The 24936-nt window shown below is 68.9% G+C and carries 23 protein-coding genes and 1 tRNA gene; 14 read left to right on the forward strand and 10 right to left on the reverse strand.

The annotated features are described in order from the left end of the window. Positions 1-5: 5 nt before the first annotated feature. Together BJ980_RS17460 and BJ980_RS17465 are read right to left on the reverse strand one after the other, a co-directional pair. Positions 6-1664 (reverse strand): acetolactate synthase, encoded by a 1659-nt coding sequence (locus tag BJ980_RS17460; RefSeq protein ID WP_179503467.1) that lies wholly within the window; start codon positions 1662-1664, stop codon positions 6-8. 49 nt (positions 1665-1713) lie between these two features. Then, on the reverse strand, positions 1714-2478 hold the full coding sequence (locus tag BJ980_RS17465) for a DUF2785 domain-containing protein (RefSeq protein ID WP_343047861.1): 765 nt from the start codon (positions 2476-2478) through the stop codon (positions 1714-1716). A 147-nt stretch (positions 2479-2625) separates the two neighbouring features. Between BJ980_RS17465 and BJ980_RS17470 the strand changes: the two genes are divergently transcribed. Further along, a complete protein-coding gene (locus tag BJ980_RS17470; RefSeq protein ID WP_179503469.1) occupies positions 2626-4098 on the forward strand; it encodes a histidine kinase N-terminal domain-containing protein in 1473 nt (490 codons plus the stop codon). 96 nt (positions 4099-4194) lie between these two features. Here the strand turns inward: BJ980_RS17470 and BJ980_RS17475 are convergent, their stop codons facing one another. Continuing rightward, a complete protein-coding gene (locus tag BJ980_RS17475) occupies positions 4195-4446 on the reverse strand; it encodes a WhiB family transcriptional regulator (RefSeq protein WP_056686333.1) in 252 nt (83 codons plus the stop codon). A gap of 175 nt (positions 4447-4621) precedes the next feature. Between BJ980_RS17475 and BJ980_RS17480 the strand changes: the two genes are divergently transcribed. Beyond that, positions 4622-5020 (forward strand): hypothetical protein, encoded by a 399-nt coding sequence (locus BJ980_RS17480; protein ID WP_179503470.1) that lies wholly within the window; start codon positions 4622-4624, stop codon positions 5018-5020. A 44-nt stretch (positions 5021-5064) separates the two neighbouring features. On the opposite strand, the gene BJ980_RS17485 is transcribed toward BJ980_RS17480, so the two are convergent. The 3 genes from BJ980_RS17485 to sodN all read right to left on the reverse strand — a co-directional run bounded on the left by BJ980_RS17485 (position 5065) and on the right by sodN (position 6851). Beyond that, positions 5065-5862 (reverse strand): RNA polymerase sigma factor SigF, encoded by a 798-nt coding sequence (locus BJ980_RS17485; protein WP_179503471.1) that lies wholly within the window; start codon positions 5860-5862, stop codon positions 5065-5067. A gap of 1 nt (position 5863) precedes the next feature. Beyond that, positions 5864-6238: an ATP-binding protein gene (locus tag BJ980_RS17490; protein ID WP_179503472.1), complete on the reverse strand. Its 375-nt coding sequence runs from the start codon at positions 6236-6238 to the stop codon at positions 5864-5866. A gap of 211 nt (positions 6239-6449) precedes the next feature. After that, a complete protein-coding gene (sodN, locus tag BJ980_RS17495; protein ID WP_179503473.1) occupies positions 6450-6851 on the reverse strand; it encodes a superoxide dismutase, Ni in 402 nt (133 codons plus the stop codon). Positions 6852-6905: 54 nt separating this feature from the next. Here sodN and BJ980_RS17500 point away from each other — a divergent pair, with 54 nt between their 5' ends. The 5 genes from BJ980_RS17500 to BJ980_RS17520 all read left to right on the forward strand — a co-directional run bounded on the left by BJ980_RS17500 (position 6906) and on the right by BJ980_RS17520 (position 12022). Next, complete coding sequence (locus BJ980_RS17500) at positions 6906-7256, forward strand: S24/S26 family peptidase (RefSeq protein WP_179503474.1); 351 nt, start codon at positions 6906-6908, stop codon at positions 7254-7256. 168 nt (positions 7257-7424) lie between these two features. Further along, positions 7425-8627: an NAD(P)-dependent malic enzyme gene (locus tag BJ980_RS17505; RefSeq protein WP_179503475.1), complete on the forward strand. Its 1203-nt coding sequence runs from the start codon at positions 7425-7427 to the stop codon at positions 8625-8627. A gap of 58 nt (positions 8628-8685) precedes the next feature. Further along, positions 8686-9654 carry a zinc-binding dehydrogenase gene (locus BJ980_RS17510; RefSeq protein ID WP_179503476.1) on the forward strand — a complete coding sequence of 323 codons (969 nt, stop codon included), beginning with the start codon at positions 8686-8688 and terminating at the stop codon, positions 9652-9654. Next, on the forward strand, positions 9651-10337 hold the full coding sequence (locus BJ980_RS17515; protein ID WP_179503477.1) for an SDR family oxidoreductase: 687 nt from the start codon (positions 9651-9653) through the stop codon (positions 10335-10337). The genes BJ980_RS17510 and BJ980_RS17515 overlap by 4 nt, the downstream gene beginning before the upstream one ends. A gap of 110 nt (positions 10338-10447) precedes the next feature. Further along, on the forward strand, positions 10448-12022 hold the full coding sequence (locus BJ980_RS17520; protein WP_179503478.1) for a protein kinase domain-containing protein: 1575 nt from the start codon (positions 10448-10450) through the stop codon (positions 12020-12022). 146 nt (positions 12023-12168) lie between these two features. Here the strand turns inward: BJ980_RS17520 and BJ980_RS17525 are convergent, their stop codons facing one another. Both BJ980_RS17525 and BJ980_RS17530 read right to left on the reverse strand, forming a co-directional pair. Next, positions 12169-12345, reverse strand: a complete 177-nt coding sequence (locus BJ980_RS17525; RefSeq protein ID WP_179503479.1) for a DUF6104 family protein — start codon at positions 12343-12345, stop codon at positions 12169-12171. A 12-nt stretch (positions 12346-12357) separates the two neighbouring features. Beyond that, positions 12358-16086 (reverse strand): multifunctional oxoglutarate decarboxylase/oxoglutarate dehydrogenase thiamine pyrophosphate-binding subunit/dihydrolipoyllysine-residue succinyltransferase subunit, encoded by a 3729-nt coding sequence (locus BJ980_RS17530; RefSeq protein WP_179503480.1) that lies wholly within the window; start codon positions 16084-16086, stop codon positions 12358-12360. 138 nt (positions 16087-16224) lie between these two features. Here BJ980_RS17530 and BJ980_RS17535 point away from each other — a divergent pair, with 138 nt between their 5' ends. Further along, complete coding sequence (locus BJ980_RS17535) at positions 16225-16917, forward strand: hypothetical protein (RefSeq protein ID WP_179503481.1); 693 nt, start codon at positions 16225-16227, stop codon at positions 16915-16917. Further along, positions 16914-17810: an LCP family protein gene (locus tag BJ980_RS17540; protein WP_179503482.1), complete on the forward strand. Its 897-nt coding sequence runs from the start codon at positions 16914-16916 to the stop codon at positions 17808-17810. Before BJ980_RS17535 ends, BJ980_RS17540 begins: the two co-directional genes overlap by 4 nt. Before the next feature lie 26 nt (positions 17811-17836). Here the strand turns inward: BJ980_RS17540 and BJ980_RS17545 are convergent, their stop codons facing one another. After that, the gene (locus tag BJ980_RS17545; RefSeq protein ID WP_179503483.1) at positions 17837-18283 is read right to left on the reverse strand and encodes an SRPBCC family protein; all 447 of its coding nucleotides are present in this window, start codon (positions 18281-18283) and stop codon (positions 17837-17839) included. A gap of 52 nt (positions 18284-18335) precedes the next feature. Next, a tRNA-Arg gene (locus BJ980_RS17550) sits at positions 18336-18408 on the reverse strand. Between the two features lie 92 nt (positions 18409-18500). On the opposite strand from BJ980_RS17550, the gene argS reads away from it, so the two are divergent. The 5 genes from argS to thrB are packed head-to-tail and all read left to right on the forward strand — an operon-like array spanning position 18501 to position 24912. Then, positions 18501-20174, forward strand: coding sequence for an arginine--tRNA ligase (gene argS / locus BJ980_RS17555; protein ID WP_179503484.1), 1674 nt, complete (start codon positions 18501-18503; stop codon positions 20172-20174). A gap of 1 nt (position 20175) precedes the next feature. Beyond that, a complete protein-coding gene (gene lysA / locus BJ980_RS17560) occupies positions 20176-21582 on the forward strand; it encodes a diaminopimelate decarboxylase (protein WP_218855948.1) in 1407 nt (468 codons plus the stop codon). After that, the gene (locus tag BJ980_RS17565) at positions 21579-22892 is read left to right on the forward strand and encodes a homoserine dehydrogenase (protein ID WP_343047863.1); all 1314 of its coding nucleotides are present in this window, start codon (positions 21579-21581) and stop codon (positions 22890-22892) included. The genes lysA and BJ980_RS17565 overlap by 4 nt, the downstream gene beginning before the upstream one ends. Further along, the gene (gene thrC / locus BJ980_RS17570; protein ID WP_179503486.1) at positions 22889-23983 is read left to right on the forward strand and encodes a threonine synthase; all 1095 of its coding nucleotides are present in this window, start codon (positions 22889-22891) and stop codon (positions 23981-23983) included. The genes BJ980_RS17565 and thrC overlap by 4 nt, the downstream gene beginning before the upstream one ends. Further along, positions 23983-24912 (forward strand): homoserine kinase, encoded by a 930-nt coding sequence (gene thrB, locus BJ980_RS17575; RefSeq protein WP_179503487.1) that lies wholly within the window; start codon positions 23983-23985, stop codon positions 24910-24912. Before thrC ends, thrB begins: the two co-directional genes overlap by 1 nt. Positions 24913-24936: the final 24 nt, after the last annotated feature.

Here is a 24936-nt window from a genome sequence, read left to right on the forward strand (position 1 = left end):
GGGCATCAGATGCCGAACGTGTTCCGCGGGTAGGCCGCGTTGACGTCGGTGATCACGTTGACCAGGTAGGGCACGCCCGAGTCGAAGGCGCGGTCGATGGCCGGCCCGATCTGGCGCGGGTCGGTGACGGTCTCCCCGCCACCGCCCAGGGCCTTGACCACCTCGTCGTACGCCGTCTGCGGCGCCAGGTCGGCGGCCACGTCATAGCCGTAGAGCATCTGCATCGGCCCCTTCTCCAGCCCCCAGGCGGAGTTGTTGCCGCAGACCATCACCACCGGGAGGTCTTGACGGACCAGGGAGTCCACGTCCATCAGCGAGAAGCCCGCCGCTCCGTCGCCGAGCAGGAGCACCACCTGCGAGGACGGGCGGGCCAATCGTGCCGCCATCGCCGCGCCGAGGCCGGCGCCCAGGCAGCCGTAGGGGCCGGGGTCGAGCCATCCGCCGGGTCGCTTGGGCTCGACGAACTTGCCCGCGAACGAGACGAAGTCGCCGCCGTCACCGATCACCACGGCGTCGTCGGCAAGGCGCGGAACGAGCTCGCCATAGATCCGAGCCGGGTGGATCGGGTCGGCCTCGGCGCTGAGCAGTGCGCTGTCCCGCTCGACGGTCGCGGCCACGGTCTCCTGCAGCGATGAGACCCACGGCTTCCAGTCGGGCTTGCGGACCACCCGATCGACCGCGTTGGCGAGACCTTCGAAGCACAGGGACAGGTCGCCGTGGGCCGAGCCCGCGAGCGTCGCGTGCCCGGACACCTGGGCCGCGGAGTCGGCGATGTGGACCACCTGCGCGGCGGTGGCTCCGTCCTTGCCGCCGAAGACTCCATAGCCGAGCCGGAAGTCCAGCGGCGTGCCCACCACGACGACCAGGTCTGCGCCGTTCAGTGCCTGGCCACGTGCCTTGGTGACCAGCAGCGGATGGCCACCGGGGACGACGCCGCGTCCCATCCCGTTGGTGATCGCGGGAACTCCGAGCGCCTCGACGAACGAGAGCGCAGCGACCTCGGCGCGATCGGCCCAGACGTCGGTGCCCAGGATGAACACCGGGCGCGAGGACTGGCCGAGCAGTTCGGCGATGGCAGAGATGGCATCCGGGTCCGGCGCCTCGGCCGAGCGCTCAGCGGGGCCTGACCAGGCGACCTCGGCGGAGTTGAAGAACTCGTCCATCGGCACGTCCACGAAGACCGGTCCGCGGTGCGAGGATCCGGCCACGGTGAAGGCCTGGTCGATGCCGGTGGCGATCTCGCCCGCGGTGGGGATCGTCCTGGCCAGCTTGGAGATCGGCGCCAGAATCGGCGGCTGGTCGAGCTCCTGCAGGCTGCCGGTGCCCCAGCGGTTCTGCGGTGCGCGTCCGCCGACGACCACCATCGGGGACCCGGCGAACTGCGCCTGCGCGATCGCGCTGGCCCCGTTGGTGACACCCGGGCCGGCGGTGAGCACGGCGAGGCCCGGCGTACGGGTCAGCTTGCCGGTCGCCTCGGCCGCGAACGCGGCGGTCTGCTCGTGGCGCACGTCGACGATGCGCATCGGCGGATCGGCCTTGACCGCTCCGTCATACATCGGGAAGACATGTGCGCCCGAGAGGGTGAACATCGCCTGCGTGCCGTGCGCGCGGGCAACGTGTACGGCGTGCTCGCCGCCGTGGCCGGAGAGTGTGACGTCGCTCATGCCGATGAGGCTAGGCCATCGCGCCAGACGATGGGGCCGAGCGACGAATTCAGCGTGGGGTCAGGTACTCCGAGTTGGTGCGGCGCAGCGCCTCCGACAACGTCAGCAGCAGGTCGGAGCGGAACTCGGGACGCGGGGAGCCCAGCGACAGCTGCAGGTTCAGGCCCCTCAGGAACGACTGGGAGTTGAACGCGCGAGCGGTGGGATCGAGCGCGCCACCCTGGGAGGCGATCCGGTTGATCCACGGTTCGAGCACGTTCAGCGGGACCAGGTTGCGCCGCAGCACGTCCATCGCCGCGGCGGCCAGCCGGTCCGGCTCGCCGTTGACGAGCCGGTGGTGGGTGCTCAGGTGCAGCCGGTCGCTGATCACGTCGAGGATCACCGTCAGCTCCGCGGCACCCACGCCCGGAGAAGCGGCCAACGCTCCCAACGCGTCGGCGCCGTGGGCCACGGCGTGCGCCCAGCCCTTGTCGGCGACGTGGCCACGCAGGTCCTGCTCGCGCAGGAACCAGGAGGCCAACCGGTCACCCCAGGTCAGCACCTTGTCGGTGGTGAGCAGGTCCGCCACGTTGTTGCGGCGCAGGCACTCGGCCAGCACGAGGGCCGAGAAGCTGCGCCGGAAGACGTTGTCGGAGTCCTTCTCGCCCAGTCCCACCGCGAGTCCCGCCGCCATCCCGTCGCCGAGCCCGCTCAGCAGGTCGTCATAGACGCCACGAGAGATCCAGGTGGCCAGCACCAGATAGGCGGTCTCGTCGCGACGCGCCGGATCGATGCTTCCGAGCATCGCGGTCAGCTCCGCTGTGAGGTCGGTCAATGGGCGGTCGTCGGGCACCTCAAGACCTTTGGCGCGCACGTTTTCCCAAGATGTCCAGCCCATACTGACAGTCTGCCAGTAGACGAGTGACGCTTGCCAACTTGCGTCGAGTGCCTCGTCAGGGATGGACAGCACTACCCTGACGGGGTGCCGACACTCGACGAACTGGCCACCGCGCACACGGACCTCGACGGCGACGACATCGCCTGGCTCGAGCGTCTGATGGCGGACTGGCAGATCATTGCGGACCTCTCGTTCGCCGACCTGGTCCTCTGGTTGCCGGACAACGAGGGGAAGGGCTTCTGGGCCGGCGGGCAGATGCGCCCGACGACCGGTCCCACCGCACTGCTCGACGACGTGGTCGGCACCTTCGTGCCCGAGGGACGGCGTCCACTGCTGGACCAGGCGTTGCGCACCGGCCGGGTGATCCGCGAGGGCGACCCGGAGTGGCGAGACGACGTACCCGTGCGGGTGGAGACGATCCCGGTGCGCCGCGCCGACCGGGTGATCGCGGTGGTGGCGCGCAACACCAACCTGATGGGTGTGCGTACGCCGAGCCGCCTGGAGCTCTCCTACCTCGAGACCGCGGCCGACCTGACCCAGATGATCAGCCTGGGCCTGTTCCCCTCGCCGGGCGACCGCAGCGACCACGCGGACACCCCGCGGGTGGGTGACGGGTTCGTCCGGGTCAGCGCGGCCGGCATCGTCACCTATGCCTCACCGAACGCGCAGAGCGTCTATCGACGGCTCGGCCACACCGGCGACCTGACCAACCGGGTGCTGGTCGACCTCACCCGGGAGCTGATTCCGCCGCGTCGCCGTCCGGACGAGGAGACCCTCGGTGCGGTGCTCGGCGGACGCAGCCACAAGGATGCCGAGATCGGCACCGACGGGCTGGTCGTGGTGGCGCGCGCGATCCCGCTGCGTCCCGCCGGGGAGCACATCGGCGCGCTGATCCTGATGCGCGACATCACCGACCTACGACGCCGTGACCGCGAGCTGGTCACCAAGGACGCCACGATCCGCGAGATCCACCACCGGGTGAAGAACAACCTGCAGACGGTGGCGGCACTGCTGCGGCTCCAGGCCCGGCGGATGGGCAACCCGGATGCCAAGGCGGCGCTCGAGGAGGCCGTACGACGCGTCGGCTCGATCGCGATCGTCCACGAGACGCTGAGCCGGGCCGTCGAGGAGTACGTCGACTTCGACGAGGTCGCAGACCGGCTGGGCCGGATGGTCACCGATGTCAGCGCCGTGGGGGAGAGCGTGAAAGTACGTCGCTCGGGTTCCTTCGGCGTGCTGACCTCGGAGGCCGCGACGGCCCTGGCGATGGTGCTCACCGAGCTGCTGCAGAACTCCGTGGAGCACGGCTACCAGGCGGGGGACCAGGGCCAGATCTCGGTCGAGGCGCGTCGACTGGTCGGCCGGCTGCACGTCACCATCGAGGATGACGGACTGGGCCTGCCGGAGGGATTCGACCTCGAGTCGACGGTCAACCTCGGCCTGTCGATCGTGCGCACGCTGGTGGAGTCCGAGCTCGACGGGCAGCTCGAGCTCGGAGCAGCTCATGCGCCGCTGACCACCGGGACGCGCGCGCAGATCGACATCCCGATCGATTGAGTCGACCGCGAAGTCCGGTCAATCCAGGAGCCGGGGTCGACCGAGAACCCCGGTGGAGATCTGCGAAGTCCGTTCGCGCGGGTGCCGCTGTTGAGGTCAGGCGGTACGGACGCGGGCCCGGGCGTTGCGGCGCTTGAGCGCGCGACGCTCGTCCTCGCCGAGTCCACCCCAGACACCGTGGTCCTGTCCCGCCTCGAGGGCCCAGGCAAGGCACTGTTCGCGCACCTCGCAGCGTCGGCACACCTGCTTGGCCTCTTCGATCTGAAGGATCGCGGGACCGGTGTTGCCGATCGGGAAGAACAACTCCGGGTCTTCGTCGAGACACGCGGAGCGATGGCGCCAATCCATGGCGGGGGACTCCCTCTTTCGTAAGTCGTCGGCGGCCTGCGGGTCGCCACGTTGAGTTCAAGTGCGCGCAGGCAGATGACTCACCTGTTTCGGGCGCACGGAACAGATTCGCAAGAGAACGGGCCCAAGACAACCCCTTACAGGGGTCACTTTGGTCACAAGTAGAGTTTTCCACGTGATCGACTCTCCCGAAGACCGCTCGCCGGCCCCCTTGACCGTGGCCGCGAGCCTGGCTGCAGTCCAGGCCCTGGTCCTGCTCGGCTACGGGATTCTCGAGCTCACGAACACCTCCACCGAGCGACTCGCGATGGGCCTGACCTCGGCCCTGTTCTTCGTGCTCTACGGCCTCGCCCTGGGGTGGGGCGCCTGGCTGCTCTCCCGTGGATCGTCGGGTGCGCGCAGCCCGATCGTGCTGACCCAGCTGATCCTGCTCGGCGTCGCCTGGAGCTTCCGTGGTGGCGAGACCACCATGGTCGCGATCGTGGTGGCGGCTGTCGCGGTCGTGGTGCTCGCCGGGATCTTTCACCCGGCCAGCATCGAGCGCCTCGACGAGCGCGCCGCCATGGACGACTGAGAGGCCCTCCCGCTGAGCGGTCGAGTCGGGTCAGCCGAGTCGGATCAGCTCTCGGCCAGTGCCTCGCGCAGGTGCTCGAGCGTCTTGTTCAGCAGCCTCGAGACGTGCATCTGGCTGACGCCGACCTCGGCTGCGATCTGGGACTGGGTCATGTTCTTGAAGAAGCGCAGCATCAGGATGTTCTTCTCCCGCGCCGGCAACTGCTCGAGCAGCGGCTTGAGCGACTCGCGCAGCTCGACGTGCTCCAGGCCGGCGTCGTCGACACCCATCGTGTCCAGCATGGTCAGCGCGCCGCCGTCCTCGCTGCTGTCCCCGGCATCGAGTGAGAGCGTCGAGTAGGCGTTGCTCGACTCGATGCCCTCGATGACCTCCTCCACCGGACAACCGATCGCCTCAGCGAGCTCGGAGGGGGTGGGGGAGCGACCCAGAGACTGGTTCAGCTCGGCGGTCGTGGCGCTGATCTGCATCCGCAGCTCCTGCAACCGGCGGGGGACCCGGATCGCCCAGCCCTTGTCGCGGAAGTGGCGCTTGATCTCGCCGATGATGGTGGGAGTTGCGTACGTCGAGAACTCGACGCCCCGGTCGGTGTCGAAGCGGTCCACGGCCTTGATCAGCCCGATCGTGCCGACCTGGACCAGGTCCTCGTAGGGCTCACCGCGGTTGCGGAAGCGCCGTGCGCAGTGCTCGACGAGCGGCAGGTGCAGCTGGACGAGGTCGTCGCGCGCGACGGAGCGTTCGGCCGTGCTGCGCTCCTGGTCGCCGACGATGGCGAACAGCGCAGCACTGGCCCGTTTCATTGCCGCGAGCGGCGTCTCGGGTGGGCCCCCGGTCTCGGTACTCATCTCAGGCGTCGACCGTCGAGTGCATCGTCATCGAGACGATCAGGTTGCCCTCGGTGTGCGCGAACTCTGCATGTGTCGTCAGAGCGGTGAGGACTTGCCAGGCGAAGCCTTCCTCCTCCGGCAGCTCGGGCGAGGCGGTGGGGACCGAGATCGTGATCGTGACCTCGCCCGGCGACAGGTGGAAGGCGCAGGTGAGGTCACTGCCCTCGGTCGCGGACGGCAGCACCATGGCGCAGGCCTCGCCCACGGCCATCCGCAGGTCCTCGATGTCATCGACGGTGAAGTCGAGCCGGGCCGCCAGGCTCACCGTGGTGGCACGCAGCACGGAGACGTAGGCGCTGTCTACGGGGAGCCTCAGCTCGACGTCGGGTCGCATGCGCCCAACATATCGCTTGGCCTGTCCGGTGGCCGATGACCGGGCCGAGGAGATCAATCGGCTCGAGGACGAGGCCGGGTGGAAGCTCGGCTGGCTGGAAGGTCAGTCGGCTGGAAGTTGCGGAAATGACCCGAGGGGCCGATCCCGCGGTGTGCACCGCAGGGATCGACCCCTCGAGCGTCAGTCTCTGACCGTTCGTGGAGGAACGGGATCAGGCCTTCTTGGTCTCCCAGAAGATCTCAGCGATCTCGTCGATCTTCGCAAGCAGGTCGTCGGCCGCCTTGGCGTCCATCGTGCCCTTGGTGCCGCCGGCACCGGCGAGCTTGGTGGCCTCGTTGACCAGGGTGTGCAGCTGCGGGTACTTCTCGAAGTGCGGCGGCTTGAAGTAGTCGGTCCACAGCACCCACAGGTGGTGCTTGACGAGCTCCGAGCGCTCTTCCTTGATCAGGATCGCGCGGGTGCGGAAGTCCGGGTCGTCGTTGTCGGCGAGCTTGCCGATGACGGCCTTGATGGACTCGGCCTCGATGCGGGCCTGGGCCGGGTCATAGACACCGCACGGCAGGTCGCAGTGGGCGGAGGCTTCGACAGTGGGGGCGAACAGTCGCTCAAGCATGCTTGGCGTCCTTTCGTCAGGGGGAATGTGCACGTGACTGCGACACTACTCCGCATGCACACTGCTCGTCAGCCGGGTCTGCCGCGATTCGGGATGGCCCTCGTCCGTGGCCGGTCGATGGAGCCCCGACTCAGCGAGGGCGACCGCCTCCTCGTGCAGTACGACGTACCGGTGCGGCCGGGGCAGGTCGTGCTGGCGCGATTCCCCGACGGGACGCTCGCAGTGAAGCGGGTCGCCGAGGCGCGGGAGGCCAGGACCGGCGCGCCGGGCTGGTGGCTGCTCAGCGACAACGCGGACGAAGGCGTCGACTCCCGCCACCGCGGGGTGATCCCCGCCGACGACGTGGTGGCCGTCGTACGCCTGCGGATCTGGCCGATGCCTCCGTGGGCGCGGCCGGCACGGTGACGCACGTCTCATTCTCGGACGGCTGGTGGTCGGTGATCGCGATGCGAGGCCAGCCTGTGAGAACATTGACGCGCAGGGAGACCCCCTGGTCCGACAAGTTCCGCGAACCACCTCAAACGCGTCGAGCTGGGCCTGCCACCACCACATCTCTCTCTGGAAAGTTCCGTCATGTCTGCCTCTGAGAACCCCGTCCGCCAGGAACACCCCTATTCAGGTGATCCGGTCTTCGACCTTCACGTCGGGGGAAAGATGGGCATCCGTTCGGCAGTCGAGCTCGCAGGCGCCGAGGAGCTCTCGCTGGCCTACACCCCGGGTGTGGCCCGAGTGTGCGAGGCGATCGCCGAGCACCCTGAGTTGACCCAGCACTACACCTGGGTGCCGAACACCGTCGCCGTCGTCACCGACGGCACCGCCGTGCTCGGTCTCGGCGACATCGGCCCCGCCGCGGCAATGCCGGTGATGGAGGGCAAGGCCGTGCTGTTCAAGCAGTTCGGCAACGTGGACGCGATCCCGATCTGCCTGGCCACCACCGACGTCGACGAGATCGTCGAGACCGTGGTGCGGATGGCCCCCTCCTTCGGTGGCATCAACCTCGAGGACATCTCGGCCCCGCGCTGCTTCGAGATCGAGCAGCGCCTCAAGGACCGCCTCGACATCCCCGTCTTCCACGACGACCAGCACGGCACCGCCGTCGTCGCCCTCGCAGCCCTGAAGAACGCGCTGAAGCTCACCGGCCGACCTGCCGAGACCACCCGAGTGGTGATCTCCGGCGCCGGCGCGGCAGGCGTGGCCGTCACCCGGATCATGCTTGAGGCCGGCATCCGCGACATCGCTGTCGTCGACCGGCAGGGCGTGCTCAACTCCGAGCGCTCCGACCTGACCCAGGTCAAGCGTGACCTGGCCCGCGACACCGCCGACAACTTCGGACGCTCCGGCTCCCTGGCCGACGTGATGAAGGGCGCCGACGTCTACATCGGCGTCTCGGGCGGCACCGTTCCCGAGGAGATCGTGGCCACGATGGCCGACGACGCGATCATCTTCGGTCTCGCCAACCCGACCCCCGAGGTGCACCCCGACGTGGCCCACCGCCACGCCCGTGTGGTGGCCACCGGTCGCTCGGACTTCCCGAACCAGATCAACAACGTGCTCGCCTTCCCGGGCATCTTCCGCGGTGCCTTCGACGTGCACGCCACGGCGATCACCGAGGGCATGAAGCTTGCCGCTGCCGAGGCGCTGGCCGCACTCGTCGGGGACGAGCTGAGCGAGCAGCTGGTCATCCCCTCGCCGTTCGACCCCCGGGTCGGCCCGGCCGTTGCCGCAGCGGTCTCCGCGGCCGCACGCCGCGACGGCGTGGCCCGGATCGTGGACTGACCAACCGCACTGCGAACCACCCCTCGGCCGCCTCCGCGCGAGTCGCTAGGCTCGAACCATGTTCGCCGTCTATGCCGACAAGTTCTCCTCCGACGACCCGTTGAGTGGCCTGGTTGTGGGTGAGCGCCCCGACCCGGTGGCCCCCGACGGGTGGACCACGGTCACCGTCAAGGCCGCCTCCCTCAACCACCACGACCTCTGGTCGCTGCGCGGTGTGGGCCTCAAGGAGGAGTCGCTGCCGATGATCCTCGGCTGCGACGCCGCGGGCATCGACGAAGACGGCAACGAGGTGCTGGTCCACGCGGTGATCAGTGACCCGGACTGGGCCGGCGACGAGACCTTCGACCCGAAGCGCTCGCTGCTCTCCGAGCGCCACCAGGGCACCTTCGCGGACAAGGTGATCGTGCCGCGCCGCAACGTGATCCCCAAGCCTGCCTCGATGTCCTTCGAGGAAGCCGCCTGCCTGCCGACCGCGTGGTTGACCGCCTATCGCATGCTCTACACCCAGGGCGGGCTCAAGGCCGGTGACTCGGTACTGGTCCAGGGTGCCGGCGGCGGTGTGGCCACCGCCCTGATCGTGCTGGCCCGCGCAGGTGGGCTCAAGGTGCTCGCCACCAGCCGCGACGAGGCCAAGCGCACCCGCGCGCTGGAGATCGGCGCGCACGAGACCTACGAGTCCAACGAGCGGCTCCCGGGCAAGGTCGACGCGGTGATGGAGACGGTGGGCCGGGCGACCTGGTCGCACTCGATCCGCTCCCTGCGCCCGGGCGGCAAGATCGTGATCAGCGGGACCACCTCGGGTCCGAAACTCGACGACGCCGAGCTGACCCGGATCTTCTTCCTGCAGCTCAGCGTGATCGGCTCCACCATGGGCACCCGGTCCGAGCTGGCGGCGCTGACCCAGCTGCTCGACGCCTCCGGTGCCCGTCCGCTGATCGACCGCACCATCGCGATGGACCAGGCCCGCGAGGGCTTCGCCGCGATGGCTGAGGGCGACGTGTTCGGCAAGATCGTCTTCACCCGATGACGCGGGTACATCTGGTCACCGGCGCCGGCTCCGGGATGGGGGCCTGCCTGACCCGCTCGCTGGTCGACCGCGGGGACGAGGTGTGGCTGGTGGCCCGCTCTGCCGAGCGCGCGCGCGAACTCGAGCAGGTCTATGCCGGTGCTCGCACACTGGTCGCCGACCTCGCTGAGCCGGAGTCCCTGGCCGAGCAGCTCACCGAGCTGCCCGAGCGGCTCGACAGCCTGCTGCACATCGCCGGTGTGGTCGACCTCGACCGGGTCGAGGTCCAGTCTGTGCAACAGGTGCGTCACCAGCTCGACGTCAACCTGCTCGCCCCGATCGAGCTCACCCGCCTCTGCCTGCCTGCCCTGCGGGCCGGGCGGGGGACGGTGGTGGTGGTGAACTCCGGCGCAGGGCTGAACGCCAACGCGGACTGGACGGCGTACGCCGCCTCGAAGTTCGGCGTCCGCGCCTTCGCGGACGGGCTGCGCGCAGAGGAGAGCGGCAACGGTGTCCGGGTGACCACCGTCTATCCCTCGCGCACGGCCACGCCGATGCAGGAGAAGGTGCATCGCCAGGAGGGACGGGACTATGACCCGGACCGCTTCATCCAGCCGGAGACGGTGGCCGCGACCATCCTGCACGTGCTCGACCTGCCCGTCGACGCGACCTTGACCGAGATCACGGTGCGTCCCAACAGCTGAGCCGTCCGCGCGGCGAGGTTTCACGGCTCGACACGGCGGGCACCTGTCCCAGGCGCCTCTCACCGGACGGGGCACTAGGATTCCCGGGACATCATTCCCGGGACATCGACGTGAAGGGGGACACCAGCGTGGCGGGCTTGCCGCAGGAGGGTCAGCCCTTCGGCCGATACGACATCGATCGTCGCATCGGTCGGGGAGGCATGGGCGTCGTCTATGCCGCCGTCCAGCGGGGCCTGGGCCGTCAGGTGGCGCTCAAGGTGCTCTCCTCCGACCTGGCCGACAACGAGGACTACCGCCACCGCTTCCTGCGCGAGGCGGAGGTGCTGGCCCGGCTCGACTCCCCGCACATCATCCAGGTGCACGACGCCGGCGAGCAGGACGGCTGGCTCTACATCGCCACCCAGCTGGTCCCCGACGGCGACCTGCAGCAGATGCTGAACACCAGCGGACCGCTGGCCCCCGAGCTCGCCCTGGACCTGACCGCACAGGTCGCCGACGGCATCGAGACCGCGCACCGGGCCGGCATCATCCACCGCGACATCAAGCCCTCCAACGTGCTGCTGCGCCGACGCTCGGACGACGACCTCCAGGCATATGTCTGCGACCTCGGCATCTCCCGGGTGATGGACTCGGCGCACACCAAGACCCAGGGCGTGATCGGCACGTTCGCCTACATGGCGCCCGAGCGGCACGAGGGGCTCGACGCGACCGAGGCCAGTGACACCTATGCACTGGGCTGCCTGCTGTGGGCCTGCCTGTCGGGCGAGGCGCCCTACCGCGGCACCGACGGCCAGGTCCTGATGGGACACCTGAACGGGGCAGTGCCGCAGCTGCCCGGTAGCGACCCGCGCAGCGTGGCGATCAACGCGATCCTGCGCCGCTCGATGGCAAAGGTCCCGGCCGAGCGGCACCGTACGGCGGCAGAGTTCCAAGCCTCCTGCGAGGCAGCAGCCAAGCTGGGCACCTCGGGTCCGCGCAACGTCCCGCCGGCGAACTCCTGGCCGGCTCCCGGGTCGCAGGGCTCGAGCCCGCAGTTCGCCTCCGGCCCGCACCACTCGAACCCACAGTTCGCCTCGGGCCCCCAGCACCAGTCAGGCCCCCAGCACCAGTCAGGTCAGCACCTGTCCGGTCCCCAGCAGCAGTCGGGCCAACACCAGTCGGGCCCGCAGCACCAGTCCGGTCATGCTGGCTTCAATGCTCCGCAGCCGTTCGCCGCTCAGGCGCAGTGGGACCGAACCGGGGGACCGGCCAAGCAGTCCGGCAACGACAACAGGCTCACCTGGGCGATTGCCGGGCTGGCCGTGTTGATCCTGATCGTCGGCGTCGTGGCGATCGTGGCGCTCAACTTGGGGGACAAGAAGGGCCCGAACTCGCCGGACGGTGTCACGGACGTCGCGGACGCGCCGACCAGTGCCAGCAACGGTGACTTCTGCCCGGCCTTCGACAAGGTCCAGGACGCCTCGGTCTCCTTCGACTCCGCGAAGTCGAGCATCCAGGAGTTCAAGGACGTCGGGACCACGGAGGGCACGAGCGAGAGCCAGCGCAACGGCTTCGAGAAGTTCGTCGCCCTGGTCGAGGACAGCGAGAGCCAGAGCGACTATGCCACCGGCCTGAGCGACCTCTCCGTCGGTGACAGCACCGACGTCTATGCGTTCCTCTCGCACGGTCGCACCATCTGTCCCTGACGGGACCATCAGTCGCACGGTCGTCGGGGCGTTCGCCTCGCCACGTCGTCATGGAGATCTTGACGCACCAGGTGCGTCAAGGGCTCCATGGCCGTCAGCCGAGGGCGCCAACCAACATGCGCCTGGCGGTTCCCGGTGAGAGTCGCTCAGTCGTCGGGGTCGTCGAGCCGGGCCAGCCAGGTGGCGAACCGCTCGACGGGGATCTCGAACTCAGGGAACGTGTCGGTGAACTCCTGCAGACGATCGGCGATCCACGCCAGGGTGACCTCTTCGTCACCCCGGCGCTTCTCGAGCTCTTCGATGCCGCGATCAGTGAAGTACATCGCTGACCTGCCTCAGTCGAACGCCGCGTCGAGCAGGTTGCGCTGCTCCTCCTGGTGACGCTTCGCGACACCGACGGACGGGGAGGAGGACGCACGACGCGTGACCGGCTCGACGGTGATGTCGAGCGCGTTCCACACGTTGAGCGTGTAGTGCGGCCACGGGCCCATGTTCTGCGGCTCGTCCTGGACCCACCGGACCTTCTTGAGGTTGGGGAACTTGGCGATCTCCGCCTTGATCTCCTCGGTCGGCGTGGGATAGAGCCGCTCGACCCGGGCGATGGCGAACTTCTCGCCGTTGTCCCGCTTCTTGCGATCGACCATCAGGTCCCAGGTCACCCGGCCCGAGCAGAGCAGCAGGGTCTCGACCTTGTCCGGGTCGGCCTCGCCGTCACCGATCAGGGGCAGGAATGAGCCCTCGGTGAAGTCCTCGGGCTGCGAGGCGGCTTCCTTGCGCTTGAGCATCGACTTGGGCGTGAAGACCACCAACGGACGGTGCTCCTCGCCGAGCGAGTGGCGACGCAGCAGGTGGAAGTAGGACGCCGGGGTGGACGGCTGGGCGACCACGAAGGCGTCCTCCGCACACATGGTGAGGAAGCGTTCGATGCGGGCCGAGGAGTGGTCCGGACCCTGACCCTCATAGCCGTGGGGCAGCAGCAGGACGACGCCCGACTGCTGGCGCCACTTCGCCTCGCCGGCGGTGATGAACTCGTCGATGACGGTCTGCGCGCCGTTGACGAAGTCGCCGAACTGGGCCTCCCAGAGGACCAGTGCCTCGGGGCGGGCGACGGAGTAGCCGTACTCGAACCCGAGCGCGGCGTACTCCGAGAGCAGCGAGTCATAGATGTAGAACTTCGCCTGGTCCTCGGTCAGCGAACGCAGCGGCGTCCACTCGTCGGCGTTCTTGCGGTCGATGATCGTCGCGAAGCGCTGCACGAAGGTGCCGCGTCGCGAGTCCTGACCGGCCAGACGGACCGGGCGGCCCTCCATCAGCAGCGAACCGAAGGCGAGGATCTCGCCGGTTCCCCAGTCGATCGGGCCCTGGGTGATGGCCTTGGCGCGACGCTCGAGCTGCGGCATCACCTTCGGGTGGACGGTGAAGCCCTCCGGAGGTGTGACATATGCGTCCGAGATCCGCTTGAGCACCTCGACCGGGACCGAGGTGGTCGCCTCGCCCGCGGGCTTCTCGGGGTAGTCGGGGACCGTGGTCCACTCGTCCGGGACACCGGTGGCCTCGCGGACCTCGGTGAAGACCCGCTCGAGCTGCTGCTGGTAGTCGCGCAGCACCTGCTCGGCCTCTTCGATCGTGATGTCGCCACGACCGATCAGGGACTCGGTGTAGAGCTTGCGCACCGAGCGCTTCTGCTCGATCAGGTCATACATCAGCGGCTGCGTGTACGACGGGTCGTCGCCCTCGTTGTGACCGCGGCGGCGGTAGCACACCAGGTCGATCACGACGTCCTTGTCGAAGGCCTGGCGATATTCGAAGGCCAGGCGTGCAACGCGGATGCAGGCCTCCGGGTCGTCGCCGTTGACGTGGAAGATCGGCGCCTGGACCATCCGGGCCACGTCGGTGCAGTAGAGCGAGGAGCGCGAGGAGCCGGGTGAGGTGGTGAAGCCGACCTGGTTGTTGACGACCAGGTGGATCGTGCCACCGGTGCGGTAGCCGCGCAGCTGGGAGAGGTTGAGCGTCTCCGCCACCACGCCCTGTCCGGCGAAGGCCGCGTCACCGTGGACCAGCAGCGGCATCACCGGGAAGAACTCCGAGCCCCGGTCGAGCACGTCCTGCTTGGCCCGGGCGATGCCCTCGAGGACCGGGTCGACGGCTTCGAGGTGGGACGGGTTCGCCGCGACGGAGACCTTGATCTTGTCGCCGGAACCGGCCACGAACTCACCCTCGGCGCCGAGGTGATACTTCACGTCGCCGGAGCCCTGGACGGTGCGCGGGTCGATGTTGCCCTCGAACTCGCGGAAGATCTGCGAGTAGTTCTTGCCCACGATGTTGGCCAGCACGTTGAGACGACCGCGGTGGGCCATCCCGATCGTGACCTCGTCGAGAGCTGCCTCGGCGGCCGCCTCGCAGAGCTCGTCGATGACCGGGACCGTGGTCTCGGCACCTTCGAGGCTGAACCGCTTCTGGCCGACGAACTTGGTCTGCAGGAAGGTCTCGAACGCCTCGGCCTGGTTGAGCTTGAGCAGGATCCGCAGCTGCTCCTCGCGAGGAGTCTTGGTGTGCGGCTGCTCGACGCGCTCCTGGATCCAGCGGCGCTGCTCCGGGTCCTGGATGTGCATGTACTCGATGCCGGTGGTGCGGCAGTAGGAGTCACGCAGGATGCCGAGGATGTCGCGCAGCTTCATGAAGCGACGACCCTCACCACCGAAGGAACCGGTGGCGAACTCGCGGTCCAGGTCCCACAGCGTCAGGCCGTGCGACTCGATCTCGAGGTCCGGGTGGCTGCGCTGCTTGTATTCCAGCGGGTCGGTGTCGGCCATCATGTGACCGCGCACGCGGTAGGCGTGGATCAGCTCCAGGATCCGGGCCTGCTTGCTGATGTCGTCGTCGTGCGTGGTGGCGATGTCCTGCGCCCAGCGGATCGGCTCGTAGGGAATTCGCAGCGACTGGAAGATCTCGTCGTAGAAGCCGTCCTCGCCGATCAGCAGACCGTGCAGGCGGCGCAGGAACTCACCCGACTGGGCACCCTGGATGACGCGGTGGTCGTAGGTCGAGGTGATGGTGAGGATCCGGCTCACCGCGTTGCGGGTGAGGATCTCCTCCGACGCGCCCTGGAACTCGGGCGGGTAGTCCATCGAGCCGACACCGATGATCGCGGACTGCCCGGCCATCAGCCGGGGGACCGAGTTGTTGGTGCCGAGGCCACCGACGTTGGTCAGGCTGATCGTGGTGCCGGTGTAGTCGTCCATCGTGAGCTTGTTGTCGCGGGCCTTGCGGATGATCGCCTCGTAGGCGGTCCAGAAGCCGGCGAAGTCCATCGTCTCGGTGGCCTTGATGGACGGAGCCACCAGCTGCCGCGTGCCGTCGGGCTTCTGCTGGTCGATGGCAAGACCGAGGTTGATGTGCGCGGGCGTCACCTGGGTCGGCTTGCCGTTGGTCTCGGTGTAGGAGTTGTTCATCTCCGGCATCGTCTTGATCGCCTTGATCAAGGCGTAGCCGATGAGGTGGGTGAACGACACCTTGCCGCCGCGGGCGCGCTTGAGGTGGTTGTTGATGACGGTGCGGTTGTCCCACAGGAGCTTGACCGGGATGTTGCGCACCGAGGTGGCGGTGGGGACGTCGAGCGACGTCTCCATGTTCTTCGCCGTCGCCGCAGCGATGCCACGGAGCACGGTGTGCTGCGGCTCGTCGGTCGGCTGGGAGACAGCGGTCGGCTTCGGGTCGCGCGGCTCGGGGTTGGCGGTGCTCTTGGCCGGCTCGGCTGCCTTGCTCACCGGGCGGGGCTTGGCGACGGGCGCCGGGGAAGCGGCAGGCTTCGCGGGCTCGGCCGGTGCTGCTGCCTTCGGCTTGGCGGCGGGCTTGGCGTCCGACGACGCGGGCTTGGCCTCCCGGGCGTCAGCGGCACCGGGCTTCTTCGCGGCGCCGTTGGAGTTGCCCAGGTCCTTGAAGTAGGCGGTCCATTCCGGCCCGACAGACGTCGGATCCTTCTGGTATTGCTCGAACATCTCGTCAACGAGCCATTGGTTGGCTCCGAAGTCAGAAGTCGGGTTGTTCTGAGAAGACTCAGCCACGGCTAGGTTCGCCTCTTCCGGTGCGGCAGATCGTGTAGGTGGATACAAGCCATAAGGCTAGACCCACCGGGCAACAAATGCGGAGGCCGGTACCCCTTCTGTTGCATGGTGAGAGCAGCGATGGAGGGAGGAGCCAACATGGGCACTGATCTGGGACTTCGACGACCCTTGAGGATGGTCGTGCTCTCGGGCGTGTCGGCAGTGCTCGGATGCCTCGTGCTGGTTGGCTGCTCGGGCTCCGACAAACCGTCCGCGACACCTCCGGACGACCCGGCCCAGGAGTCCGCATCTGCCGGGCACGGGCAGGCCGAGGTCGCCGAGCCCGGCCTCTTCGTGAGCACCGGCGCCCGCACCGGCGGACTGACCGAGTCGCGTGCCGACAGCGTCACCGAGCAGGTCGGCGAGGTGGTCGGTGACTGGATCGAGGCGGCATACCTGAAGGGACCCTGGCCGCGCACCGACTTCAAGAAGGCGTGGCCGCGCTTTAGCAGTGGTCTCAAGGCGAAGGCGCGCGCCGAGCAGTCGGTGACCTCCAACGCGTCGATCGGCTCCCGCATCGACGGCGTCCGGGTCGAGAAGCGCCGCGTCGCTGTCGACGTACTCGCCGTGCGCACTTACCCGGCCGGTGCCACGGCACGGGTCGACCTGGTCTTCGTGACGTCCGGAGAGGTCCGCCAGCGGGTCCACGTCAAGGGCGAGCTGCACCTGACTCCGATCGGTTCACGCTGGCAGGTGTTCGGCTACGACCTGTCGCGTACGGCGAAGACGTTGCCCCCTCCGGTGAAGGCTCCCCAGGACAAGACGAGCCCGGATGAGGGGAGCGCGCGATGAGCCGACGACGTATCCACCCGGCTTGGCTGGTCGCACTCCTCGCGGTGCTGATGCTGGTCCCCAACGGCTCGACGGCAGCGAGCGACGTGGTCGTCGTACCGGTCCGCAAGGCCAGCGCGATCGACCTCAGCCCGCACGTGATCTGGATCCTGGCCCTCGGCTCGGACGCACGCCCCGGTCAACGGATGACCCGCAGCCGCGCCGACGCGATCCAGCTGGTCGGGATCAACACGAGGACCGGTGCGGCAACCGCCATCGGGGTGCCCCGGGACTCGTGGGTCCGGATCCCGGGCCGTGGCAACGACAAGATCAACTCCGCGATGGTGCTCGGTGGACCGCAGCTGATGGCCCGCGCCGTCGAGGACCTGGTCGGCATCGAGTCCGACTACGTGATGGTCACCGACTTCACCGGATTCCGTGCCCTGATCGACGAGATCGGGGGTGTGGAGCTCCGTTCGACGAAGGCGTTCTCGGACCCCAAGCTGACCGCCGGGTCGTTCCGCAAGGGCAAGAACGACGTGGGCGGCTGGGGCGCGCTCTCCTTCGCCCGGATCCGCAAGCCCCTGCTTGGCGGAGACTTCGAGAGGTCCGCCCACCAGCAGGAGGTGTTGCGCGCGATCCACGCCAGGCTCCGTTCCCAGCAGCACCGGCCGGGCTTCCTCGACCAGGGCACGCTGGCCGTGATCAAGCACGTGGACGCGCAGGTGTCACCCAAGGCGCTGTTCCGGCTCACCCGTGCGGTCACCTCGGTGCGCGCGGACCGGATCAGTCGTTGCGTGATCGGCGGCTCCGTGGGGGAGACCTCCGGTGGCGCGAGCGTCGTGTTCCCGAACAGGCAGCAGGCTGGCCGCTATGGCAGGGACGCCGAGAGGGACGCGGTCCTGCGCTGTTGAGCGGCTCCGGCTGTTGAGGGCCCTGCTCAGTCCTGCTCGACCGCGGCCGCGAGTCGATCGATCGAGGCCTGCAGATTCTCGGGGAGCGTGCGCTGCGCGATCGCCACCCGACGCTCCTCCTCGAGCAGGGTCCAGTCATAGGTGTGGGTGACCCGGGTGGTCGCCTCATCCACGGGCTCGAGCTCCCAGCGCCACTTGTGCCCGGGACGTTCCTGGCCGGGCTCCGAGGGCATCCAGGCGATCAGGCGACCCTCCTCGAACTCCACGACATGGTTCTCGCGGACCCGCCCCGAGGTGTTGGTCATCTCGAAGACGTCGCCGACGGCGTGGACCCGCTGGCCGGCGTCGGCATGGCTGAGGTTGTCGTTGCCGTCCCAGCCGGGCTGGGCCGACGGGTCGGTGATCAACTCGAAGATCTGTGCGGCCGGCGCCGCGATCTCGCGGCTGGCACTGACGATGCGCTGCTCGGTCATGGCGCAGATTCAAGCACGCGCGAGGTACGACGTACGTCGTGCGGTGGGTGGGTGCCTCCGGCAGGATTCGAACCTGCGGCACCTGGTACCGGAAACCAGTGCTCTATCCCCTGAGCTACGGAGGCGTGCGCCCTTGGCGTGGCCAGGGATGCGATGCCGAACACTACCGGGCGATACTCACTGAGGTGAAACCGAGGTCCGCCGATAGGCTGGGCGGGTGACCCCCGAACAACTCTCCGCTGCTGTCGTCGATGCACTCACCTCGCTGGTCGGGGAAGGCGCCCTCGCCCTTCCCGACGGTGTTCCCACCGAGGTGACGATCGAGCGACCCCGGCAGAAGGGCCACGGCGACTACGCCACCAACGTCGCGCTGCAGCTGGCGAAGAAGGCCGGCACGAACCCGCGCGCCCTGGCCGAGCTGGTCTCGAGCAAGCTGCTGGCCACCGACGGCGTGGCCGCTGTGGAGGTCGCCGGCCCCGGCTTCCTGAACATCAGCATCGACGCCGGCGCCCAGGGCGACATCGCCGCCCGGGTCGTGGCCGCGGGGGCGTCGTACGGCACCTCGCAGACCCTGGCCGGTCAGAAGATCAACGTGGAGTTCATCTCCGCCAACCCGACCGGCCCCCTGCACCTGGGCCACACCCGGTGGGCCGTGCTCGGAGACGCGATCGGACGGGTGCTCTCCGCCGCCGGCGCCGACGTCACCCGCGAGTTCTACATCAACGACCGCGGCGTCCAGATGAACAAGTTCGCCGCCTCGATCATCGCCTCGGCCCTGGGCGAGGAGAAGCCCGAGGACGGTTATGCCGGCGGCTACATCGACGACCTGGCGCGTGCGGTCGGAGCGGCCGAGCCCGGCATCTTCGAGCTGCCCGCGGCCGAGCGCCTCGCGGCGGTGCGCAGGGTCGGCTACGCGATCCAGCTCAAGGAGCAGCAGGACGCCCTGACCCGGTTCAACACGCACTTCGACGTGTGGTTCTCCGAGGTCTCGCTCCACGACGGCGGCGCCGTGCCCGAGACGCTGGCCCGGCTCAAGGAGCTCGGCCACGTCTTCGAGGACGGCGGCGCACTGTGGATGCGGACCACCGACTTCGGTGACGACAAGGACCGGGTGCTGATCAAGTCCGACGGCGAGCTGACCTACTTCGCCTCCGACACGGCTTACTACCTCAACAAGCGCTCGCGTGGGTTCGACCACTGCATCTATCTCTTGGGCGCCGACCACCACGGATATGTCGGCCGGCTCAAGGCGATGGCTGCCTGCGCGGGTGACGACCCCGCGCAGACCCTGGACGTGATGATCGGTCAGCTGGTCAAGATCCTGCGCGACGGGGCCGAGCTCAAGCTGTCCAAGCGCGCCGGCACGATCGTGACGCTCACCGAGCTCGCCGACGAGATCGGCGTGGACGCGCTGCGCTACTCGCTGGCTCGCTATCCCGCCGACTCGCCGCTGGTCCTCGACGTCGCCGAGATCACCAAGGCGTCCGCGGACAACCCGGTCTACTACGTGCAGTACGGCCATGCCCGTACCTGCCGGATGATCGAGAACGCCAAGGAGCTGGGGATGTCCCTGCCCACCGGCGAAGGGTTCGACCCCTCCTTGCTCTCCCACGAGCTCGAGGGACGGCTGCTCCGCGCACTGGCCGAGTTCCCGCGGGTGGTGGCCAGCGCTGCCGAGCTGCGCGAGCCGCACCGGATCGCGCGCTTCCTCGAGGACACCACCTCGATCTTCAACAAGTGGTACGACACCCGCGAGTGCCGGATGCTGCCGCAGGGCGACGAGCCGGTCACCGCGCTGAACAAGTCGCGCCTTGTCCTGGTCCACGCCACGCGCACCGTGCTGGCCAACGGCCTGGACATGCTCGGCGTCACTGCTCCGGAACGGATGTGACCTGATGCGTGCACACGAGGCCGGATGGGCCCACGCCGAGGGAGCGCGCGGTCCCGCGTGGCTCCAGGTCCCCGAGGACCCCAATGCTCTGGTCACCCACCTGTGGTCGACCAGCGCAGCGAAGAACGACGACGGCGCGCTCGTGGTCGGCGGTGTCGACATGCGTGACCTGGTCGCCGAGCACGGCTCGCCGGCCTACGTCCTGGACGAGGACGACTTCCGTGGCCGCGCCCGTGGCTTCCGCGACGCGTTCGCTGCCTACGACGTCTACTACGCCGGTAAGTCCTTCCTGTGCACCACGGTGGCGCGCTGGATCGTCGAGGAGGGGCTGCGTCTCGACGTCTGCTCCAACGGCGAGCTGAGCGTCGCGCTGCGCGCCGGAGTGGACCCGGTGTTGATCGGCTACCACGGCAACAACAAGACCGCGCCCGAGCTGGCGCGCGCGATCGAGGTCGGCGTCGGTCGGATCGTGGCCGACTCGTTCCACGAGATCGAGCGACTCGTCGACCTCTCCGCCGATGCGGAGCGCCCGGTCGGCGTGATGATCCGCGTCACCGCCGGCGTCGAGGCACACACCCACGAGTTCATCGCGACCGCCCACGAGGACCAGAAGTTCGGTTTCTCGATCACCTCCGGCGACGCCTTCGAGGCCGTACGCCGTGTGCTCGCCGCCCCGGGCCTGGAGCTGTTGGGTCTGCACAGCCACATCGGTAGCCAGATCTTCGACTCGTCAGGGTTCGAAGTGGCTGCTCGCCGCGTCCTCGCCCTGCACGCCCGCGTGCGCAGCGAGCTGGGCGTCGAGATGCCCGAGATGGACCTCGGTGGTGGCTTCGGCATCGCCTACACCACCCAGGACGACCCCTCCACGCCGGCGAAGCTCGCGGCGGAGATGAGCGCCATCGTCGCGCGTGAGTGCAAGGACCTCGGTGTCGCGGAGCCGCGACTGTCGATCGAGCCGGGTCGTGCCATCGCCGGCCCGAGCGTGTGCACCGTCTATGAGGTCGGCACCGTCAAGGAGGTCGCCCTCGACGGAGGGGCCCGGCGCACCTACATCAGCGTCGACGGTGGGATGAGCGACAACGTGCGCACCGCGCTCTATGACGCCGACTACTCCTGCACGCTGGCTTCCCGGCACTCCGAGGCGGCCCCGGCGCTGGCCCGGGTGGTGGGCAAGCACTGCGAGTCGGGCGACATCGTGGTCAAGGACGAGTTCCTGCCCTCGGACATCGTCCCGGGGGACCTGCTGGCGGTCCCCGGCACCGGCGCCTACTGCCGGTCCCTGGCCTCCAACTACAACCACGCGCTGCGTCCTCCGGTGATCGCTGTGCGGGACGGTGCAGCGCGAGTCATCGTGCGGCGCGAGACTGAGGACGACCTTCTGGCAACCGACGTGGGAGCAGTGCAGTGAGTGAGGCCGTGGATTCGGTGGGGGACAAGCGACTGAAGGTCGCAGTCCTCGGATGTGGTTCGGTCGGGTCGCAGGTGGTGCGGCTGCTGACCGAGCAGTCCGACGACCTGGCAGCCCGGATCGGTGCCCCGGTGGACCTGGTGGGGGTGGCCGTTCGTCGGCTCGACGCCCCACGTGAGGTCGACCTGCCCGAGGGGTTGCTGACGACCGACGCGCACGCACTGGTCTCGCGCGGCGACCTGGACCTGGTCATCGAGGTGATCGGGGGCATCGAGCCCGCGCGTCCGCTGATCCTGGCGGCCCTGGCAAATGGTGCCTCGGTGGTCACCGCCAACAAGGCACTCGTCGCCGAGGACGGGCCGACCCTCTTCGAGGCGGCTGAGAAGGCGGGTCGCGACCTGTTCTACGAGGCCGCCGTGGCCGGTGCGATCCCGATCCTGCGTCCGCTGCGCGAGTCGTTGGCCGGTGACCGGGTGACCCGGGTGCTGGGCATCGTCAATGGCACCACCAACTTCATCCTCGACAAGATGGACACCTCGGGTGCCGGCTTCGCCGAGGCCCTCGAGGAGGCCCAGGAGCTCGGCTATGCGGAGGCCGACCCCACGGCCGACGTGGAGGGCTTCGACGCCGCCGCGAAGGCGGCGATCCTGGCCAGCCTCGCCTTCCACACCCGTGTCAACGCTGCCGACGTCTATCGCGAGGGCATCTCCGATGTCACCGCCGCCGACGTCGCCTCCGCCCGCGAGATGAAGTCCGTGGTGAAGCTGCTGGCGATCTGCGAGCTCAAGAACGGCGCAGTCTCGGCCCGGGTCCACCCGGCGATGATCCCGGCAACACACCCGCTGGCATCGGTTCGCGAGGCCTACAACGCAGTCTTCGTCGAGTCCGAGGCCGCCGGACAGCTGATGTTCTACGGCCCCGGTGCGGGCGGTGCGCCGACCGCCTCGGCCGTGCTCGGTGACCTGGTCACCGCAGCTCGCAACCGCCTCTCCTCGACCGTCGGCTCGGGGGAGTCGGCCTATGCCGACCGCGAGGTCCTGTCCATGGGCGAGACGGTGACCCGCTATCACGTCGGCATCGACGTCGAGGACAAGGCCGGCGTGCTGGCCGCCGTGGCCACCGCCTTCGCCGAGCACGGCGTCTCCATCCAGACGGTTCGACAGGAGGGCCGCGGAGCCGAGGCGCAGCTGGTCGTGGTCTCGCACCGCGCCACCGACGCCCAGCTGCGGGCGACCGTCGAGCACCTGCAGGAGATGGACATGGTTCGCGAGGTCACCTCCGTGATGCGCGTGGAAGGAACGAACGAATGAGTGCCCCCCTGAGTGGTCAGCAGCCGCGCGTGCACCAGTGGCGCGGCGTCATCGAGGAATATCGCGAGCTGCTCGACATCCCGCAGGACACGCCGGCAGTGACGCTGGGCGAGGGCGGCACCCCGCTGGTGGAGTCGCGCTGGCTCTCCGAGGTCACCGGTGGCCAGGTCTGGCTCAAGGTCGAGGGCGACAACCCCACCGGCTCGTTCAAGGACCGCGGGATGACCGCAGCCCTCTCCGTCGCGGTGCACCAGGGCGCCCAGGCGGTGGTCTGCGCCTCGACCGGCAACACCTCTGCCTCGATGGCCGCCTATGCCGCCAAGGCCCGGATCAAGCCGCTCGTGCTGGTGCCCGAGGGCAAGATCTCCGCCGGCAAGATGGCCCAGGCGATCATGCACGGCGCCCAGGTGATCATGGTCCGGGGCAACTTCGACGACTGCCTGAAGATCTCCCGCGGCCTGGCCGAGCACTATCCGGTCGCGCTGGTGAACTCGGTCAACCCGATCCGTCTCGAGGGACAGAAGACGGCCTCGTTCGAGGTCGTCGACCGGCTCGGCGACGCCCCGGACTTCCACCTGCTCCCGGTCGGCAACGCCGGCAACATCTCGGCGTACTGGCTGGGCTATCGGCAGTATGCCGAGCTCGGTCGGTCCACCCGGCTGCCCGTGATGCGGGCCTACCAGGCCGAGGGCGCGGCACCGCTGGTCACCGGCCAGCCGTTCCCGAACCCGGAGACCAAGGCCACCGCGATCCGGATCGGCAACCCTGCCTCGTGGAAGCTCGCCGAGAGTGCCGCGTCGGAGTCGGGTGGACGGTTCGCCTCGGTCACCGACGAGCAGATCCTGATCGCGCAGCGCCAGCTGGCCAGCAACGACGGGGTCTTCGTGGAGCCGGCTTCGGCTGCAGGGATCGCCGGGATGCTGCAGGACCTGGAGCGTGGCGAGTCCTATGCCGACAAGACCGTGGTGGTCACGGTGACCGGTCACGGGCTCAAGGACACGGTCACCGCACTGGAGGGCTTCGGCGACGTGGTCGACAACGTCATCGACGCGAACGTGGACGACGCGGCGGCCGTTGCCGGTCTTGTCTGATGGCGCGGTTCATCGAAGGACCGGTCACCGTCTCGGTGCCGGCCACCTCGGCGAACCTCGGCCCGGGCTTCGACTCCCTGGGACTCGCACTCTCACTGCGTGACGAGCTAACCGCCTCGGTCGACGGGGTCGGCCTGGAGGTCCGTGTCGAGGGCGCGGGCTCGGACGAGGTGCCCCTCGACGAGAGCCACCTGGTGGTGCGCGCGATGCGCTGTGCCTTCGAGCAGATGCATGCGGCTCCGACGGGACTCTCGCTGAGGTGTCGCAACGTGGTCCCGCACGCGCGTGGACTCGGGTCGTCCTCGGCCGCCATCGTCGGCGGGATCGTGCTTGCTCGTGCCTTGGTTGCCGGTGGGTCACTGCTGATGGACGACGATGCCGTCTTCCGGCTCGCAGCCGAGATGGAGGGCCACCCCGACAACGTGGCGCCGGCGTTCCATGGCGGCTTCGTCATCTCGGGACGTGAAGCCGGGGAGTTCTATGCGACCTCGGGATCGCTTGACCCGCGCATCTCCGCAGTGGTGTTCATCCCGCCGACCCCGGTCTCGACCGAGGTGGCCCGCGGGCTGCTCCCGGAGACCGTGCCGCACGCCGATGCGGCCGCCAACTCCGGTCGCGCCGCGCTCCTGGTGGCCAGCCTGGCCTCCAGGCCCGAGCTGCTGCTGAGGGCCACGCGGGACTACCTGCACCAGGACTACCGGGAGTCCGCGATGCCGGAATCGCTGGAACTGGTACGTCGTCTGCGCGACGCCGGCCACCCCGCGGTCGTCTCCGGAGCCGGACCGACCGTGCTGGCCTTCACCGACGGACCGTCCCGACCGCTGGCCGACTGGTCCCCGGGTCCCGACTCCCTCGTGGCGCAGTGTCCGGACGGTTGGACTGCGCTACACCTCGACCTGGAGACTGCCGGCGCACGCGTCGAGTCGTGACCGGATGCTGCTCCATCGCGGGTG

Origin of the sequence: Nocardioides daedukensis, from assembly GCF_013408415.1 — a bacterium.
In the GTDB taxonomy this organism is placed as follows: Bacteria; Actinomycetota; Actinomycetes; order Propionibacteriales; family Nocardioidaceae; genus Nocardioides; species Nocardioides daedukensis.